Below are 16,630 nucleotides of genomic sequence, written 5' to 3'. Positions count from 1 at the left end.
GAGGCTTCGCATACAGCGCGGGACTTATAGCTCCCCGAACCCCTCAATAGTTAACTGGCAGATTAATCGTTGATACGGGAGGAATGTCTTTAATGTAGAGATCGGGCAAGCCATCCGGGGTGACTCGATTCACCGGACTCATGACCAGGCCGTATCCATGGGTATATTTCAAGCGCTGGTTGACCCAGGTTTTGGCCTCCTGAGGGAGTTTGTCATAAGCCAGTTCTCGACCTGATAGCATCACCTGTTGATAGGCATCGTTGATCGTGTAGCGATCGATATCAACATCGGAAAATTTGTAGTACAGGCGAATTTCCTGCAACTGGCGGTAGGTACTGAGAAGCGGACGGTAATCCCATAAGCGAATATTGCGTATCGTAGGTTGGTTCTCTTGCAACGCCTGGAGATTCAGTTGCGCCTGAGCCGGATAATTTTGGCGCTGCACATCGTGGAGGCGATAGGCATTCTGGGTAAATTGGATATTGTTTTGCAAATACGGTTTCTCTGCCATCAACTCGTTGGGAGTAACAAAGAACTGCTGTTGTATCCAGGGCACAAGGCCACTCAAGACAAACCAACTCAGGATGAATAAGCCGATCGCCCGTAGGGATAAGGCCAAGCCCCTTCGCCAGATGGACAGAAGCAGCGCGATCGCCACTCCCACCGCTAATGAACTCAATACCGTATACACGAATAAGCGAGCATGGGCATCCGTATAGCCAATCCCAAAAACAACACCATCGCGGCCATAAAGTAAATCATATCGCTTCAGCCAGAAATGTATGGCCATCAAAGCGGCGATCGCAGCCAGTAACACCCCCAGATGGGTTTTAGCTCCTCCCTGCAAATAGCGCTGCCAATCCTGCAGTTGCAGTCCTGCTCTACTTAACCCATATACCGTGGCAGCAATTCCCAGTTCCAGCAACAACAGAACAAAGAACCATGTCCATACTCCCTGGTAGAAGGGCAAATGAAAGATATAGTAACCAACATCATGCTGAAAGATGGGATCCTTGATTCCAAATTGAGATGAATGCAGGAACTTTAAGACTGTTTCCCAAGAGGGGGCTGTTGCGGCGGCGGCAACCCAGGAGACCACAGCGATCGCACCCAACACGAGTCGGTCAGAAATGGTCTGCATATCAATGCCACTGCCTTCCCAGTCCTGCAAGGGAAATTCCTGAGTCCAGCGGATGGCCAGCCGATAGTTGGCCCACAGGGAAAGGCTATACAGGACAAAGGTGACAATCCTTAAGCCCAACTGCCAGGTAATTCGTGTCCAAAAAACTCGGGAAAACCCAACAGAGTGAAACCACCAGCTTTCTGTCAGGAGATGCACTAGAAATTGCAAAAGAAGCAATCCAATGACTCCAAACAGCAAGAGGAAAGGAATGCTTCTTGAGAACACGTTCATAAGCAGATCCAGGCACTGCCGCCCTCATACATATTCTCTATTCTAGGAGCGTTTTTGGGAGACAGCGAGTGGGTTTAAGGAAGATAGAAGAGAGAAGAGGGAGAAGATGGGGAAAGTTGGGCAGTGGGTGTTCAAAAGAGCGTCAGTCAACCAGGGATTGAACCTCAGGCTTTAGAATAAGAATCGCCGTGACGCAACTGTCAATAGTCTGATGAATCAAAAAAGTAAACCTACCTGGGCTGGGGATGATCTGCTTTCCCGGTTTGTCAATGTTCTGATTCAAACGCCGCCGATTTATGCGGTGATGAAGCAACAGGCCCGACGGGTGCTGATTAAAACTGCTGAGAAAAATGGGATTCCCTGGCGCAAAACTTACGAGGATCTGGAGAATTCTGGCATTCAAAACCAATTGGCGCAGTTTACGAATCCAGCGATCGCCTATCCCGACTATTATCAGGTGCCTTTTCACGCCTACGATGCCGGAAACCTGTGCTGGCCTGCTGCCTTTGAAGCCGAACCGGCCACCTATGCAATGGCGCTGCGGGTCTGGCCGCAAGAATCCCTCACCTGGGAGGAGGCCCAGGCCCGGTTGCGCGGCAGTTTTCATCAGGTGCTGGCAGAGTACGGCCCCCAGGAAGTCCGGGATATTCTCGATATTGGCTGCTCAGTAGGAATTTCCACTTTGACGTTGCACCATTACTATCAATCCAGGCAGACTGGCCCAGTTCACACGATCGGCCTGGATTTGTCTCCATATATGCTGGCAGTGGCCCAGCGACGGGATGTCAACCATGAAATTGCATGGATTCATGGCAATGCAGAAGCAACGGGATTTGCCGATTGCTCCTTCGATCTTGTGACGCTCCAATTCGTCACCCATGAGCTACCAGGGGAAGCCACTCTCGCCATTTTTCAAGAAGTTCGGCGGATTCTGCGTCCTGGTGGCTATCTGGCGGTAGTAGATAACAATCCGAAATCTCCAGTGATTCAAAACCTGCCCCCTGTGTTGTTCACTCTGATGAAAAGCACAGAACCCTGGTCAGATGATTACTACACCTTTGATATGGAAGCGGCCATGCAGACCGCAGAGTTAGAGTACATTATTACTATTGCCAGCGATCCACGCCACCGCACCTTAATTGCTCGTCGTCAATAGTTCTAAGATTCTTGAAGACCTAAAGACTTTTGGAGGGCAGCATTGACGCAATGTTCAACAGCTCGTAGAAGTCATTGCGATCGCCGCATGAATGCCATACTTCGGGGGTTACAGTTCCCGGAATTCGTAGGTTACGATACCAGTTTCGGGATCGTTATAAACGTGAACATAGCCTGTTTTGGCAAGTTCTCGTAGTGTGGCTTCAACTTCAGCAAAACTGGCTTCCGTATCTAATACACCTTGAGTGACGGAAAGCTTGCCGCCTCTGTTATGGGCCGCTTTTAACAGTTTGATGGTCAAATGATGGGGCGTGGGACGGGCGATCGCAGTGGGAGCAAACTCATGGGTCATCACCCGATGAATTGCAGGTTGACTTTGAGTTGCACCCGCTGGTAAAAGGCCCTGACGCACTTTCCACTTGGCGTTATGTTCTTCCACCATACCGGGAATCAGAATCAGGTCAAACAGTTGCCCAAAGCCCATCAAACCAAAAGTAAACAGCCAGAGTAATCCTGTGAAGATTTTGCCGTTATAGAGTCGCTGCAGGCCATGCAATTGCAGCAGACACCCTAGCCAAAGAACATAGGCAGTACCAACGTTATTCATAACCTGTCGTGCTGTAAGGAAGCGATTCTACCCATGATAAAGACTTTGGCCGGAGATGGGAGTGGAGAATGGGCAGTTGGGAGGGAGAAGTAGGGCAGTGGAGGGGGAAAGTTTCACAAAACTTTTTCCCTTGTTGCAAGTCTTAACAGTTTGGTGTCAAATTGTTGGGGCGTGGCTTGGTAGACTGTTTGACGTAGCGATCGCGGTAATAAACGACTCATGGTAGATTCCCTTAAAAAGCCTGGTTTTGAAGAAATCCGCCCTGGTGTCAAAGTGCCAGCGAAGGAGACGATTTTAACGCCTCGCTTCTACACCACGGACTTTGACGCAATGGCAGAAATGGACATTTCTGCGAACGAAGATGAACTGAAAGCCATCCTGGAAGAGTTTCGCGCAGACTACAACCGCCATCATTTTGTGCGGGATGAGGAGTTTGAGCAATCCTGGGATCATATCGATGGTGAAACTCGTCGTTTGTTCATTGAGTTTTTAGAGCGTTCCTGCACCGCTGAATTCTCCGGCTTCCTACTCTACAAGGAATTAAGCCGCAAGCTGAAAGATAAAAATCCAGTGCTGGCAGAGTGCTTTAACCTAATGTCCCGTGATGAAGCTCGCCATGCAGGCTTTTTGAATAAAGCCATGTCAGACTTCAATTTGCAGTTGGATCTGGGCTTTTTGACGAAGAGCCGCAAGTATACCTTCTTCAAGCCCAAGTTCATCTTCTACGCCACCTACCTGTCTGAAAAGATTGGTTACTGGCGTTACATCACCATCTACCGCCACCTGGAAGCGCATCCCGAAAATCGGGTCTACCCGATCTTCCGCTTCTTTGAAAACTGGTGTCAGGATGAGAATCGCCATGGTGACTTCTTCGATGCCATCATGCGGGCGCAGCCTGAGACTTTGAATGATTGGAAGGCGAGATTGTGGTGCCGCTTCTTCCTGCTATCTGTATTTGCCACCATGTACTTGAACGATGTACAACGGGCTGGATTCTACGCCACATTGGGCCTGGACGCACGAGAATACGACAAATATGTGATTGATAAAACCAACAAAACATCTGCTCGTGTCTTCCCGATCATCCTGGATGTGAACAATCCTGAGTTTTACGCTCGCCTGGAAGTGTGCGTCCGCAATAATGAAAAGTTGACGGAAATTGCCAACTCCAACACCCCTAAAGCTGTGCAGTTCTTGCAGAAACTGCCCTACTACATTTCTAATGGCTGGCAATTCCTGAAACTCTACCTGATGAAGCCCATCAATGTTGCTCATACTCAGGGCGCACCGCAGTAGAGGAGGATGAGATGATGAGATTGGCGGAAATGCCATTATCCCGTCATCGCATCATCACCGCCTCGATCTCTACCCTGGCTGAAGTAAAACCAAAAAGCTCTGCATCCACAATTTCTTACAGGTGCAGAGTTTTTTATGCGAAACTAAGGAGGCGTGCGAGGAGGAAAGATGGGATGACCTGGATGAATGGACGATCGCGCCTGTTAAAAATTGCTTTACCAGTAGTGTCCCTATTGATTGGGACTCCTGGTTGGAGTTCTCCATTACCTGTAGACTCTCATTCTGCAAGTGATCTAAATCCAGCTGCAAACGAGTTAACGCTGGATAGGAGACAGGGAATTGGCATCTGGGGGTTGAGAACAGACGACAGGGAACAGGGAGTAGAGGATAAGGAACAGGCGATCAAAGTTCCCCCCTTCGCCTCCTCTCCCATAGCCCAGGCAACGGAGTCCAGACCAGAAGCAACCCAGGAGGAAAGCGATCGCAGCAGTCCAGTTTTAGAGAAGTGGGAGCAGAAAATCCCAAATGTGCTGGAAAACATCAAACGAGATCCCAGTTTCCGGACTCGTGCCCGATTAGGATTGTCCTATTTCCCCTCCACCTTTGATTCGTTAGGTTGGAATGTGGGAGTGGAAGATATTTTCCTGGACCGCCTTGGCGCAACTGGCTTAACTCTCAGTGGGGACTACCAGGCAACCTTTACAGGCAAGCGCAAGGCTGGAGGAGCCGATCTCCGGTATTACTTATTACCCCTGGGAGGCTATTTCAACCTCGCCCCCGTCCTGGGCTACCGCTATCTCGAAACACCTCGTTATATTACGGACGGCTTGAATGTTGGGTTCCGGGTACAGGCTGTTCTGTCTCGCACGGGAGCCGCTGATATTTCCCTGACGCAAACCTGGGTTGCTCCCCAACAAAGTGATGAAGTTGGTGTGACTAAGCTCTCCTTTGGTGTTGCTCTCATCCACAATTTACGAGTGTCTACAGATGTGGAGAAGCAAAACTCTAAGCAGAAAAAAGATACTCGATACGGCATCAGTATGGAGTGGATGTTATAGCCTACGACGATAGGTGCCTGATCCCCAACTCTTGATCCCATCATCCCCCACCGACTATCGTCACAATTTCCAGACGATCGCCCACTTGCAGTTGCGTTGTCTCCCACAATTGCCGATGCAATATCTCGCCGTTGTACTCCACCGCAACCAGACGAGGATTCATTCCCAACTGCTGTAAAAAATCAGGTAATGCGGTATCAGGCAAACAATGTTGTAATTCACCATTCACCTTGACTGTAATTGGCTTCACCATTACTTGAATTCCACCCTTGATAATCCACTGAACACTGCTACCATCCACATACAGACGTAATTCATCACATCTTTACCCAGTTTGATCTCCGATCTCGGATCCCCAATCCTGGATACCCGATCCCCAACTCCCGATTCCTTCCCTGCTTTCCATAAAATCTAACAAGATCTGCTGATGCGGTGGGCAAAGGGGCCGAACCTGTTGAATTCGGGTAGAGTAGCGATCGCCACGACGAATATCTTCTGGAGTTAATAGATCCAGATCAAAGCCTTCCCCCAGGATCAGATTTTGCAACTCTACGCCTAACTGGCCGTAGTAAACATGGCGAGTAACATAACCAGGGCGAGTGGGATGAAGATTATCTCGACGGCTAAACAGGGTCAAGATCGGGGGACAGTAACCGATTTCTTCCAATAATTCCCGGCGCACTCCCATCTCTGGGCTTTCTCCTGGTTCCAAATGTCCACCAAAAAAACCCCAATGCCCTGGATAGATAATATTTGGATAGTCATCCCGAAGTTGCATAAGAAACTGACCTTCTCGATACAGGATCGCGATCGCAACCTCAGTGCGGGAAGCATTGTCGCTCCCTGTAGCCATCTTTAAACTCATTAAATTCTCCCTCACCTTTACAAACAGAAAACTCCTAGTTGGTATCAATCTCAATCATCTTTTGTTTTGCAGCGGCTCCTGTCCGAATTCGAACTAAAGATTTTGGCACATTCAGGTGTTTAGCTAAAAGTTGAATCAATTCTGCGTTCGCTTTGCCCTCTACAGGCGGTGATTTCAGGTGAACCGTTAGGGAGCCATCCGCTTCCACCTTCAACTGCTGCTGTTTGGAATTAGGTTTCACCTTAACACTCAACCGTTTCATGTACCCTGAAGATAACCCTGATTGTGCTCGCTCTTCATATTATGCTAACTACCTCTTTATCCTCTCAAACGCTGCCTACCGGAACCTTACGCCGAGTACACCATATTGCCCTGAATGTCCGGGATATGCAGGCATCCCGTTATTTCTATGGCACGCTTTTAGGACTGCATGAATTAACCAGAACCGAGGTTCCAGTCACCTTAAAAGATCTGGTCACGCAAGGGAAAGTTGCCAATTTTGTGACACCGGATGGTACTGTTTTGGATTTATTTGGGGAACCGGATCTGGCTCCTCCCCATCCTGATCCCCGCCAGCAGTTCACTCGTGCCAATCATCTGGCCTTGATATTGCCCCCGAGAATTTTGATCAGGCGGTGGAAGTCTTGCGTCAAAACCAGGTCGCGATCGATCATGGGCCAGTCAGCCATCCAACGGGACCGGGCATTTACTTCTATGATCCAGACGGATTTTTAATTGAAATTCGTTGCGATCCAATGTAAGGAAGATTCGCTGTCAGAAATTATTAAGATAATCTCAATCTTGAAGCGACTTGTGAAGACCTCAAGGCAGACTTGAGAGGTGAGATAGTTGAAGTCTGAAGCAACAAGGCATGAAACGATTGCTAACCTGGTTGGCTGGGCTAATGATGGTGTCAACATCTGGGTGCGTTTACGCCTGGTGGACTGATGCTCCTACTCGTGTGATTCATCAGCACGTAGCTTGCCCCACAACAGGCAAAAAAGCGGCTCAGAGGTTTCAGGTTTTGGGAACTTATCACTGGACCAAGGGTGTAATTGTCTTATATAGTGCCATGTGCCCGACGCAGGATGGTAAGGCATTGACCCAGCGAGTATTTGGCCATCAGGTGATGAAACGGCAGGGCATGGGATGGCAGGTCAGTAGTGGCGATAGTTTTGGAATGGAAAATAGTTCTAAAGCGACCGATCAAAAAACAGCGGAGCAACTGATTGATTATGGAGTCAGCCATTCCAAACTGGAAGCCAGCGATCGCTACTTGATTGTGTACGGGCAAATCCTGAATTCAAAAGTGGGATCCGTAGAAGTTACCTTTAACAATGGGCAGGTGCTTCGAGATAGTGGCAGCGATGGAGCGTTTGCCCTAGTGGCTCCCGGTGCTACAGGAATTTGTGAATTGCGGATTTTGGGAACCAATAACCAGATTTTGCGGAAAGATGAGTTAGCTAGCCCTAAACCTGATTCAACGAATCTACCCAACAGATTAGTAAAAGACTTGTCAGATTCATTTCCCTGTCTCCCTACTTCTCGGCAATTGTAATCAAACAAAAACGGGGATGATGTGCCGCCATCCCCGTTCGTCTACTTACTGAGAGTTTCGAGATTATAACTGTGGAGTGTACTGTTCCTTTTCGGGTATATCTGTATACTCAGCAACGATTTGACGCAACTCTTCGCCGTCGATCGTTTCTTTATCAATCAGGAGATCCACCAGTCGATCAATCACCATACGATTTTCCCGAATCAGGCGACGGGCTTCATCATAGCAGTGTTCAACAATAGAACGTACCTGAGCATCAATCCGGGCGGCGATTTCTTCTGAATATTCAGATCGCACCATTAAATCCCGTCCCAGGAACACTTCCGAAGATTGTCCTTCCAGTGATAGCGGTCCCAGGTCAGACATGCCAAACCGAGTCACCATTTGCCGCGCCATCGAAGTAACCTGTTGCAGATCGTTACCTGCTCCAGTCGTGACTTCTGCGTCGCCAAACACAACTTCCTCGGCCGCCCGACCTCCCAGTGCACCCATAATCCGGGCCAGAATTTGCGATCGCGAAATAAGGCTCTGTTCTTCACTGGGGGAGAACCAGGTCAGTCCACGAGCCTGTCCCCGTGGCACCAGCGTTACCTTTTGTACCGGGTCATGATCCTTGACTAAAGTGCCGATAATGGCGTGACCAATTTCGTGATAGGCAATCAACCGCTTACTCTTGCTGTCCACTAGGGGAGTACCCTCCATCCCAGCAATCACCCGATCGACCGCATCATCGATTTCTAGCATCGTGATCGCTTCTTTCCGACGACGGGCGGTGAGAATCGCTGCCTCATTTAACAGGTTCGCCAGATCCGCACCGGAAAATCCAGGAGTCCGACGGGCGATCGCTTCTAGAGACACCTCTGGAGCAATCTTCTTGTTCCGGGCATGGACGTTCAGCACTTCCAGGCGACCCTTAATATCGGGCACATCCACGGTAACCTGACGATCAAAGCGACCGGGACGTAGCAGCGCCGCATCCAGGACATCAGGACGGTTAGTAGCCGCAATGATGATGATCCCCGTATTGCCCTCAAAGCCATCCATCTCAGTCAGCAACTGGTTCAGGGTTTGTTCCCGTTCATCGTTACCGCCGCCAATTCCAGCTCCCCGTTGCCGACCAACCGCATCAATTTCATCGATAAAGACGATACAGGGCGCATTCTCCTTGGCTTTCTTAAACAGGTCACGAACTCGGGAAGCACCGACCCCCACAAACATTTCCACGAATTCCGAGCCGGAAATGCTGAAGAAGGGAACTCCGGCTTCCCCAGCGATCGCCTTAGCGAGTAACGTTTTTCCAGTTCCTGGCGGGCCAACTAGCAGCACCCCTTTGGGAATCCGGGCACCCACTGCCGTAAACCGTTCTGGCTTCTTCAAGAAGGTCACAACTTCCTGCAGTTCTTCCTTCGCTTCTTCAATCCCAGCCACATCGTCAAACATCACCCCAGTTTTGGCATCCATCTGGAAGCGAGCACGGGACTTACCAAAGCTCATCGCCTGTCCAGGGCCACCGGGTACATTGCCAGACCGACGGAACAGAAAGAACAAGCCGCCAATCAGCAGAATCGGAAAAATCAGGTTGCCCAACAGCCCCCAGAGGGCTCCATCATTACGGACGGGGTGGACATCAAACCGGATTTTTTCCTGTCTCAAGCGAGATACGACTTCAGGAGAATTTCCTGGCAGGTCTACCCGCAGTCGTTGCACGCGATTGTCCAGTTCTGGATCGACTGCTTCTACGATCGCTGTGCGTCCCCCGTCATACAGATCGACGCTAACGACGCGATCAGCATCCAGATATTCCAGAAAACGGCCATAGGTCATGCGCGTATTTGCCGCATTCTTACTTAAGGTAGCGGGAGAGGTAGCAAAAGACCCCTGCCATAGAAAGAACCCGATCACCAAGGCGGGCAGTGCCCATAACAAGGCCGTTCTCCAAGAAAATTTCATAAATCGCGCCCTCTAAGTCCTTGCTGTTATAGCCATGAATTAATTGTTAATTTATCTTAACCTGTTTTTTCAGAATCCGGACAAGCAGATATGGACGGCAGTGTTTAATTTCTGTTAAAAGATAATCGCGGTTAATCCCTGGAGAAAATGGTCAGCAGGACAGGCCCTAACAAGTAGTGATGACCCCGGCTCCGTAAATGAGCCTGTCTTCCCAATTCCTCGCGGGCCGCAGCGTTATAGAACTGGATATGACCTGGCAAGTTCACCCGACAAGGTTCTCGATCGCGACCTTTCCAGGTAAAGTCCACCAGGTAAAATCGACCACCCGGTTGCAAGACTCGCTGCACTTCAGCCAGCACAGAACCAGGATCGGGATAATGCAAGAAACTGATGGTATTAAAAACATCCGTAAACTGCTGATCAGCAAAAGGAAGGGCTTTCGCGTTGCCTTGCACAAAGATCAGTCGAGGATGATGCTGATTGGAGCGCCGCGCCTGACGTAGCATTTCTGCGGAGAAGTCTAACCCTGTACCGCAAAGATCAGGATAATGGTCGGCTAAGCGATTCAGCAGACGCCCCGTGCCACAGCCCAGATCCAGAACTACAGGGTGCTCGGAGAATTGGACATATGCCAGAAGTCGTTGGTGAATGGCCTGGTAGAAGACGGATGGTAACAGGAAATCATAGCTGGGTGCCCAGCGATCGAACAACCACTGCTTTCGTTGAGACATAGACGAATTTGCTTCCTAAGCTAGAAGAACCATCGATCTGGCCCATGCAGGCACCGATACATCCTCTCACGATAATCAAATAGACTGACTGTTCCGCGACTGGGGAAGTAGATCCTACAGTATTCCGGGTACACATCTTCGACATCCACCTGATCGCTCTCCATGGGATTCGTGGATTGCTTAGAAGGCTGAGGAGAAGACGTAGAGGGTTGAACAGAGGGGTTAGAAGACCCAGAGGGAGGTGGGAGTTGTTGTTCCTGAGTAGCACTTCCGTCGGAAGGATTGGAAGAATTTCCAGGTTGACCAGCCAAGCTAGCCGTTGCAGCTAATAGGGTGAAGCTAAAGGTCAGGATGGCGATGATCGCAGGCCTGCGAGAACGCCTGTTAAATGTGCTTTGCATCTTCATAATCCATTACGTAGGCACATAACTCAGCAGTGGGCAGGTGGACTATTTAATGGCACTGATTTAAAGATTTTCAAAGGCAATTGTCAGCGTTTGTAGACAATAAAGCCTGCGATCGCATCCAGCAGGGCTTGCGGTTCATCGGCCCGAACTCCATGACCACTGTTTTCAAAAATTCGCAAGTCGGAATTGGGGATTAGGGCAGCAATTTCTTCCGAAAATTCCGGTGGACAGATCCAATCATGGCGTGCTCCGATCACTAGGGTCGGAGCGGTAATTTTATGCAGTTGGTCGCGGACATCGTAAGTTCGCAGAAAGCCACCAAACGCCTGATTAATTGCATCGGCGGATAGAATGGCTCGTTTCCAACTGGTTTGGGGTGAATCGGGATCAAAGGTCAAGGAGTAGAGCGGCCCCAGAATCCGAAAGTACTCGCGCAGGTGTTCCTCATCCCGGAAGGTACCATCCCATAGGTGCTGGGCGATCGCCTGTTGTTCTTCTGTCCCCCGCTCGGCCAGAATTTGCTTGGCCCGTTCCAGAAATCGGGAATCGGGTACGGTGACGATCGCAATGAGATGAGAAACGTACTCCGGATAACGACTGGCATAGGTGAGGGCAACCATTCCCCCATAAGAGGCACCAATCACGACAATTTTGTTCAATCCCAGGTGCTGGCGGAGAGCTTCCATATCCTCCACATTGTTTTCCAGGGTGTAACTTTCTTTTGGCCCTCGCGCCGATCGCCCCTGTCCTCGATGATCAAAATACACCAGTTGCATCTTTTGGCTGAGGGGCGAGAAGGTCGGCTTGAAAGAGGTATGGTCGGTTCCCGGCCCCCCATGAATCACAAAGGCTACGGGTTTCTCTCTCATGCGGGCACCATCCGGTACTAACCCCGCCCCTTCCACATCAAAATAAATTTCCGTATCCCGAATCCTGGCCCGCATGATTGCAGTTTTCCTGTTTTAGAGCGTATTCTTCAGAATTAATCAAATCATTGAGTCGTATCCCTTCAATCTCCAAAGTCATATTTTTTAGCAGCGCTGAGTGCCACTGGCTTTTGTCGTCAACCTGATTTTCAAATGTTTTTGCTACATTCAGGCTAATATTTTCAAATACAGTGTGGAGATTGAGCAAATAGTACCCAGCTAAAATAGCTTGTTGGGTTGTATTCAGGGGTTGAGAATAGACAGATAAACAGTTATAAAGCTTAGTGATTCTAGCTAAAGCGGTATGATTTTTCCATCCAACGTGATCAGGATTGCTCCACTCCCCTATGACTGAGGCACAACTGGCTGATACGATCGCCCCTCCTCCTTCCCCCGTCGTGCTAGAAGCCAGAGGATTGACTCGTCGCTTTGGGGGATTGATTGCGGTGAACAATGTTTCCTTTACGGTTAGTCAGGGTGAAATTTTTGGTTTGATTGGGCCAAATGGAGCCGGAAAAACCACCCTCTTCAACCTGCTTACTGGGTTGCTGCAGCCATCCAGCGGACAAATGCTCCACAACGGCGAAGTTATTTCGCGTCTGCGCCCTTACCGGATTGCCGCCAGAGGGATTGCCCGTACCTTTCAAAACATTCGCCTGTTCGGGGATCTATCGGCTCTGGAGAATGTCATGATTGCCCAGCACGTTCATACTCGCAGCGGTTTATTGACTGGCGTACTTGGCCTGCCACCTGCTCCCCAGGAAGAGCAATCAACCTATGAAAAGGCCCAGGAGTTGCTGTCCCTGGTGGGGTTGAGCGATCGGGCCGCAGAAAAAGCCAAAAACTTTGCTTATGGAGATCAGCGCCGCCTGGAAGTTGCCCGTGCCCTGGCCTTAAATCCCAAAGTGCTGCTATTAGATGAACCTGCAGCAGGCATGAACCCAAATGAGAAACATCAACTGAGCGGCTTCATTCGCAGCATTCGAGACCAATTCAACCTGACGGTGGTCTTCATTGAGCATCATGTTCCCCTGGTGATGGGGCTATGCGATCGCATCGCCGTCCTTGATTTTGGCCAACTGATTGCCCTGGGAGATCCCGCAAAAGTCAAAAACGATCCCGCTGTGATTGAAGCCTATTTAGGAGGAGAATGATTTTGCATTGACAGCGCTTTCCAGTAAGGTACACGTTTCTGGCTTTCATAAAGCTCTTCAAGGTTTTGTAGACGTGCCCACCCTCCGATTTGTGGCTGACCAATCCAAAATCCAAAATCTCCTATGCTCGATCCCTTGCTTGAAATTATCGGACTGAGTGTGAACTACGGCGGCATCCAGGCATTGCAAGACATTGATCTGGTGATCAATCCAGGGGAAGTAGTGACCCTCATCGGGGCCAATGGAGCCGGAAAAACCACCACGCTGAGAGCCATTTCACGAGTTCTCAATGTTCGCAGTGGCCGGATTATCTACAACGGACAGGACATTACTCGACGGCGTGCCCATGAGGTAGTGTCGATGGGGATTGCTCACAGTCCAGAGGGACGGCGAATTCTGGCCCGACAGACAGTACTGGATAATTTGGAATTGGGAGCTTACACCCGCTCCGATCGCTTGGGGATCAAAGCCGATATTGAACAGCAGTTTCTCACCTTTCCCCGGTTAGCCGAACGACGCCATCAGTTAGCCGGAACTCTCAGCGGTGGCGAACAGCAAATGCTGGCGATCGCCCGTGCTTTGATGAGTCGTCCTAAATTACTGCTGCTGGATGAGCCCAGTCTGGGACTAGCCCCAGCGATCGTCCGGGAAATTTTCAGCATTATCCAAAATCTTCACACCACAGGCGTAACGATCCTGCTGGTGGAACAGAATGCCAATCTAGCTCTGCAAAATGGCGATCGGGGCTACGTCCTGGAAGCCGGACGCATTACCCTCACTGGCAAGGCAGCAGATTTATTAAATGATGATCGCGTCAAGCAAGCCTATCTGGGATAACCGTCTCACCCTCCTCAAAACTCTTAGACCTGATCCGGATCAATCCCCAGAGAGCGCAACTGGGCCGCCAGTCGTTCCGCCCGTTCCCGTTCCTGCTGGGCTCGTTGGTGCTCTTGCTCCGCTCGTTGGCGTTCCTGCTCTAGCTGGTGTTGCTGTTGCTCCACCTGTTCTACAGCCCAGGGTAAGAGGTTTCCAGCCGCATCCCACCAGCGTAACCAGTACCCCGATCGGCCTTCTTTCTCACCCTGCCATACCCCTAAGAACAAATTCATCGGCTCCAGCCAGTACCGCTGATAATCAGGAGGTGAGACTAACTGATAGCTCCGGCGATCGGTATTAGGAGGCGGGGATACAACTCTTGCAACATACATCCAGTCCGGGGCTTTGATGACCAGATTGTCATTCACCGTGGCACATATTCCCAGATTCGAGGCTATCAACATTTCCGGCTGAATATATCCAACCAGTTCCAGGCTTTCTCGCAGAGCACCAGCAATCAGGGATTGACCAACGTTTTCTACAGGTTCGTCGTCTAATTTGAAATCCTCAGGTAAAGCTTCCCAGCGGATCTTAAGGGTGGGCTGGGATGGAAGCGGAGTTGGAGTAACAACCATCGGGCAAACTCCTGATAACGAGTTGACCCAATTCTATCTAAAACCTTGTCTAAGTCCAGAACCGGAGTTTCCCTCATCGGAAAATGACCGTTCTCTAGCTGGACTTGGTTTAGAAACGAGAAGGGACTTCTACCCAGGTGCCAGTGAGGTCAGATTGATGACACAGATCCATGAGTAATTGAGAATAAACCCCTTCCTGTAACGAAGGAACCAGGGTTTGCCTTTGATCAATTCCCTGCACCCAGCGATCGACAATGCGAATGAAGGGAGCAATTCGCCCATCCTCCCAGGTACGAGGAAAAGCCAACCGTTTGGGAATCTCCAGTTCTGCCAGGGGTTCTCCCTGCTGACTGCCCCAGAGTTGGAAGCCATGCACATAATCCTTCTGATTACTGCTGCCGAGGACGAGGGTACCGCGATCGCCATAGACCTCTACCCAGTGTCCCCGTCCCTGGTAAGTGGCTGCACTGAGGGAGAGTTGCACCGGAGTACCGTCGGCCAACTCCATCATGATTAGGCAGGTATCATCCGCATCCACAGGTCTCAGTTGTCCACCGCTCAGGGGGTCAGGACGCATCGGAATGGAAACCGACAACTGGGCAGACAGCCGTTTTACTGGCCCAAATAACCAGTCCAGATAATCAAAGGCATGAGAACCGATCGCCCCCAAGGCACCCCCACCCTGCGACTTTTGGGCGTACCAGTTCCAGGGACGGGAAGCATCTGCCCGACTGGAGACCAACCAATCAATTTTAATCAGCCGTTTCTGCCCCACATAACCGTCAGCCAGCAGTTCCGCCAATCGCATCCAGGCTGGAATACAGCGAAACTCAAAATTCATCGTCGTAATCAGTTCTTGGGCTGTAGCCAATTGGTGTAATTCCTGCGCCTCACGCACATTGAGCGTAGTGGGTTTTTCCAGCAGCAAATGTTTGCCAGCTTGCAGTACCATTTTCGCCATCGGGTAATGCAAAAACGGAGGCGTGGAAATGCTAACTCCTTGCACGTCCGGCAAAGCCACAATTGCTTCTACGGTTTGGCAGGCATACGGGATGGAGTGCGCCTCAGCGATCGCCTGCGCTTTGGCCAGATCGCGGTGATAAACCGCCACGATTCGAGTTCGGTGATGAGCTTGAAACGCTGGAATATGAACCTTCTGACCAAATCCCGTGCCCACAACGGCAACCCCAATTTCAGCCTGTAACATACCTGCAGCCAACGCAACACTTTAGCAATCGTACGCGAAAGCAGGACCAGTCCATCAGTCTTGCCTCCAGATAGGCCGGAGAGTCAGATAAAACTGATGGAATCGCGTAGTATGGCAAGTAGTGCATAAAGACAGGCGTACCATGTCCCAAGGCTTATCGACCGAAGTGGATGAGTTGCCAGATATCAGCCATCTGGCGATCGAAGATGATACCCCCGTGGATAACTTAGTTTCAGAAAAACAACAACGCTTATTGACAGAATCTCTCTACAGCAATACTTCTGTGCTGGGGGAGCGGCTTTTTTTAGTGGCAGCCAACGTGGGAGTATTTTATGCCAGTAGAAAACCACCTCTGGTACCGGACGCGTTTTTGAGCCTAGATGTGGAAGCCCCTCAGGATTGGACGCAGAAAAAAAATCGCACATACTTCGTTTGGGAATTTGGTAAGCCACCCGATGTAGTGATTGAAATTGTGTCTAATCAGGAAGGAAATGAACTGGATAGCAAACTCAAGGATTACGCCCGCATTGGTGTCGCTTACTATGCTGTATTTGATCCCTTGCAGCAACTGGGGGAGGTTGACCTGTACGTTTTTGAGAACCGGGCAAACCATTATCACGAATTGGAGCAACCCTGGTTTGCGCAGGTTGGTCTGGGGTTAACATTGTGGAACGGTAGGTTTGAGGGCAAGCAGGATCGCTGGTTACGTTGGTGTGATGCAACAGGAACAGTGATTCCGACAGGGGCAGAACGGGCGGACTTAGAGCACCAACGAGCCGAGCAAGAACATCAGCGAGCGGAACAGGAACGCCAACGGGCGGAACAGGAACGCCAACGGGCGGAACGACTGG

The 16,630-nt window shown here is 50.2% G+C and carries 19 protein-coding genes and 1 pseudogene; 8 read left to right on the top strand and 12 right to left on the bottom strand.

The genetic code is table 11. The features are described from left to right. Window positions 1–43 precede the first annotated feature (43 nt). Window positions 44–1,414 (bottom strand): UPF0182 family protein, encoded by a 1,371-nt coding sequence (locus ACUVQO_RS14815; protein WP_445926620.1) that lies wholly within the window; start codon window positions 1,412–1,414, stop codon window positions 44–46. 211 nt (window positions 1,415–1,625) lie between these two features. Between ACUVQO_RS14815 and ACUVQO_RS14810 the strand changes: the two genes are divergently transcribed. Then, window positions 1,626–2,570, top strand: a complete 945-nt coding sequence (locus tag ACUVQO_RS14810; protein ID WP_445926619.1) for a class I SAM-dependent methyltransferase — start codon at window positions 1,626–1,628, stop codon at window positions 2,568–2,570. A 108-nt stretch (window positions 2,571–2,678) separates the two neighbouring features. Here ACUVQO_RS14810 and ACUVQO_RS14805 read toward each other — a convergent pair whose 3' ends face one another. Next, window positions 2,679–3,176, bottom strand: coding sequence for an NINE protein (locus ACUVQO_RS14805; RefSeq protein WP_445926618.1), 498 nt, complete (start codon window positions 3,174–3,176; stop codon window positions 2,679–2,681). 219 nt (window positions 3,177–3,395) lie between these two features. Here ACUVQO_RS14805 and acsF point away from each other — a divergent pair, with 219 nt between their 5' ends. Both acsF and ACUVQO_RS14795 read left to right on the top strand, forming a co-directional pair. Further along, the gene (gene acsF / locus ACUVQO_RS14800) at window positions 3,396–4,472 is read left to right on the top strand and encodes a magnesium-protoporphyrin IX monomethyl ester (oxidative) cyclase (RefSeq protein WP_445926617.1); all 1,077 of its coding nucleotides are present in this window, start codon (window positions 3,396–3,398) and stop codon (window positions 4,470–4,472) included. Between the two features lie 173 nt (window positions 4,473–4,645). Then, window positions 4,646–5,530: a hypothetical protein gene (locus ACUVQO_RS14795; protein ID WP_445926616.1), complete on the top strand. Its 885-nt coding sequence runs from the start codon at window positions 4,646–4,648 to the stop codon at window positions 5,528–5,530. Between the two features lie 40 nt (window positions 5,531–5,570). On the opposite strand, the gene thiS is transcribed toward ACUVQO_RS14795, so the two are convergent. From thiS to ACUVQO_RS14780, 3 genes are all read right to left on the bottom strand, one after another. Next, window positions 5,571–5,783, bottom strand: a complete 213-nt coding sequence (thiS, locus tag ACUVQO_RS14790; RefSeq protein ID WP_445926615.1) for a sulfur carrier protein ThiS — start codon at window positions 5,781–5,783, stop codon at window positions 5,571–5,573. 72 nt (window positions 5,784–5,855) lie between these two features. Continuing rightward, window positions 5,856–6,383 carry an NUDIX hydrolase gene (locus ACUVQO_RS14785; protein WP_445926614.1) on the bottom strand — a complete coding sequence of 176 codons (528 nt, stop codon included), beginning with the start codon at window positions 6,381–6,383 and terminating at the stop codon, window positions 5,856–5,858. Between the two features lie 46 nt (window positions 6,384–6,429). Further along, window positions 6,430–6,657: a DUF167 domain-containing protein gene (locus ACUVQO_RS14780; protein ID WP_445926613.1), complete on the bottom strand. Its 228-nt coding sequence runs from the start codon at window positions 6,655–6,657 to the stop codon at window positions 6,430–6,432. Between the two features lie 41 nt (window positions 6,658–6,698). On the opposite strand from ACUVQO_RS14780, the pseudogene ACUVQO_RS14775 reads away from it, so the two are divergent. Together ACUVQO_RS14775 and ACUVQO_RS14770 are read left to right on the top strand one after the other, a co-directional pair. Beyond that, window positions 6,699–7,156: pseudogene (locus tag ACUVQO_RS14775) on the top strand (VOC family protein). Window positions 7,157–7,266: 110 nt separating this feature from the next. Continuing rightward, entirely contained in the window at window positions 7,267–7,953 is a 687-nt protein-coding gene (locus tag ACUVQO_RS14770) for a hypothetical protein (protein WP_445926612.1), read from the top strand. 63 nt (window positions 7,954–8,016) lie between these two features. Here ACUVQO_RS14770 and ftsH2 read toward each other — a convergent pair whose 3' ends face one another. The 5 genes from ftsH2 to ACUVQO_RS14745 all read right to left on the bottom strand — a co-directional run bounded on the left by ftsH2 (window position 8,017) and on the right by ACUVQO_RS14745 (window position 12,175). Continuing rightward, a complete protein-coding gene (ftsH2, locus tag ACUVQO_RS14765; protein ID WP_445926611.1) occupies window positions 8,017–9,903 on the bottom strand; it encodes an ATP-dependent zinc metalloprotease FtsH2 in 1,887 nt (628 codons plus the stop codon). 131 nt (window positions 9,904–10,034) lie between these two features. Next, window positions 10,035–10,634 (bottom strand): class I SAM-dependent methyltransferase, encoded by a 600-nt coding sequence (locus ACUVQO_RS14760; RefSeq protein ID WP_445926610.1) that lies wholly within the window; start codon window positions 10,632–10,634, stop codon window positions 10,035–10,037. A gap of 20 nt (window positions 10,635–10,654) precedes the next feature. Beyond that, window positions 10,655–11,035, bottom strand: coding sequence for a hypothetical protein (locus ACUVQO_RS14755; protein WP_445926609.1), 381 nt, complete (start codon window positions 11,033–11,035; stop codon window positions 10,655–10,657). Between the two features lie 89 nt (window positions 11,036–11,124). Then, on the bottom strand, window positions 11,125–11,985 hold the full coding sequence (locus tag ACUVQO_RS14750; protein WP_445926608.1) for an alpha/beta fold hydrolase: 861 nt from the start codon (window positions 11,983–11,985) through the stop codon (window positions 11,125–11,127). Continuing rightward, window positions 11,948–12,175 (bottom strand): ribonuclease toxin HepT-like protein, encoded by a 228-nt coding sequence (locus ACUVQO_RS14745; protein ID WP_445926607.1) that lies wholly within the window; start codon window positions 12,173–12,175, stop codon window positions 11,948–11,950. The genes ACUVQO_RS14750 and ACUVQO_RS14745 overlap by 38 nt, the downstream gene beginning before the upstream one ends. Window positions 12,176–12,314: 139 nt before the next feature. Here ACUVQO_RS14745 and ACUVQO_RS14740 point away from each other — a divergent pair, with 139 nt between their 5' ends. Together ACUVQO_RS14740 and ACUVQO_RS14735 are read left to right on the top strand one after the other, a co-directional pair. Further along, window positions 12,315–13,121 (top strand): ABC transporter ATP-binding protein, encoded by an 807-nt coding sequence (locus ACUVQO_RS14740; RefSeq protein WP_445926606.1) that lies wholly within the window; start codon window positions 12,315–12,317, stop codon window positions 13,119–13,121. Window positions 13,122–13,244: 123 nt separating this feature from the next. Further along, window positions 13,245–13,958 (top strand): ABC transporter ATP-binding protein, encoded by a 714-nt coding sequence (locus ACUVQO_RS14735; protein ID WP_445926605.1) that lies wholly within the window; start codon window positions 13,245–13,247, stop codon window positions 13,956–13,958. A 23-nt stretch (window positions 13,959–13,981) separates the two neighbouring features. Here ACUVQO_RS14735 and ACUVQO_RS14730 read toward each other — a convergent pair whose 3' ends face one another. Then, entirely contained in the window at window positions 13,982–14,572 is a 591-nt protein-coding gene (locus tag ACUVQO_RS14730; RefSeq protein ID WP_445926604.1) for a hypothetical protein, read from the bottom strand. Between the two features lie 109 nt (window positions 14,573–14,681). Beyond that, window positions 14,682–15,791, bottom strand: a complete 1,110-nt coding sequence (locus tag ACUVQO_RS14725; RefSeq protein WP_445926603.1) for a Gfo/Idh/MocA family protein — start codon at window positions 15,789–15,791, stop codon at window positions 14,682–14,684. A gap of 130 nt (window positions 15,792–15,921) precedes the next feature. Here ACUVQO_RS14725 and ACUVQO_RS14720 point away from each other — a divergent pair. Next, window positions 15,922–16,630, top strand: a 709-nt coding sequence (locus tag ACUVQO_RS14720) for a Uma2 family endonuclease (RefSeq protein WP_445926602.1), incomplete at its 3' end; no start/stop codon positions are given.

The organism is Leptodesmis sp., from assembly GCF_052746595.1.
The sequence above is the reverse complement of the archived record's forward strand: the minus strand, read 5'-3'. Positions and strand labels throughout refer to the sequence as shown.